Source organism: Oleiphilus sp. HI0132 (genome assembly GCF_001635845.1).
The window spans coordinates 1-1,284 of sequence record NZ_LWGJ01001609.1; the positions used below are offsets into that span (position 1 = coordinate 1).

At 45.1% G+C, this 1,284-nt stretch carries 2 protein-coding genes; one reads left to right on the plus strand and one right to left on the minus strand.

Annotation, left to right across the window (positions count from 1 at the left end):
* Positions 1–577, plus strand: a 577-nt coding sequence (locus A3766_RS24800; protein ID WP_068643171.1) for a pseudouridine synthase, incomplete at its 5' end; no start/stop codon positions are given.
* A 60-nt stretch (positions 578–637) separates the two neighbouring features.
* Here A3766_RS24800 and A3766_RS24805 read toward each other — a convergent pair.
* The coding region (locus A3766_RS24805) for an electron transfer flavoprotein subunit alpha/FixB family protein (protein WP_068643174.1) at positions 638–1,284 on the minus strand (647 nt) is incomplete at its 5' end.

Below are 1,284 nucleotides of genomic sequence, written 5' to 3' on the forward strand. Positions count from 1 at the left end.
CCGTTTGGATAAACCGACATCAGGGCTACTCCTATTTGCTCTGCATTCCGAGATCGCCTCTCAGCTTAGCTCAGATTTTGAAAACCGCTTGGTCAATAAGACATATCAAGCAATCGTTCGCGGGTATACTCCCACCAATGGAGAGATCAATCACCCTCTAAAAGAAATCGCAGTTTTCAAACACATGCAAAAACAACTTCAAAAAAAAGACCCTAAAGAAGCTGTCACACATTATGAACGAATGTGCAGTTTTGAGCTGCCATTCTCAGATGGGCGCTTCCCCAGTTCACGATACAGCCACATCCAACTGAAGCCCACAACCGGCAGAAAGCATCAAATTCGGCGCCACCTAAAACACATCAGCCACCCAATTATCGGTGATGTAAAATATGGGAAAGGTGAGCACAACCGTCTATTCAAAGAAAATTTTGATAGTCATCGTTTATTATTGGCAGCGACCAAACTTACGTTCAATCACCCAGTGACGGGGCAAAACGTGACATTAGAATGTCCGCTAGAAGAGAGCTTTACAAAGGCACTTACGAACTTGACACCTTACGAAGCAAAGCCTGATTAATAGTCAGGCACAAAAAAACCGATACACTTTCATGTATCGGTTTTTAGAACTTAGCTTTGCTTAAAGTGCAGCGTCCAATTCTGGAACAGCTTCAAACAAATCAGCAACCAAACCGTAATCAGCAACCTGGAAGATAGGAGCATCTTCGTCTTTGTTGATTGCAACGATTACTTTACTGCCTGACATACCTGCCAAGTGCTGGATAGCACCCGAGATACCAACAGCGATGTAAAGGTTAGGTGCAACAATCTTACCTGTTTGACCAACCTGCATATCGTTAGGTACGAAGCCAGCATCAACAGCGGCACGTGATGCACCTACAGCAGCGCCTAGCTTGTCAGCAACAGACTCAAGAATCTTGAAGTTGTCGCCATTTTGCATACCACGGCCACCAGAAATCACGATGTCAGCAGCAGTCAACTCTGGACGATCAGACTTAGCCATTTCTTCACCAACGAAGGTAGAGATGCCAGCATCCTGAACGTTATCAATAGCTTCAACAGCAGCAGAACCACCTTCAGCAGCAACAGGATCAAACGCAGTACCACGAACAGTGATTACTTTGATGCCGTCAGAAGACTGAACAGTAGCGATCGCATTACCTGCATAGATAGGACGAACGAAAGTATCAGCTGATTCAACTTTGATGATGTCAGAGATTTGCGCCACATCCAACAAAGCAGCTACACGTGGAAGGAAGTCCTTAC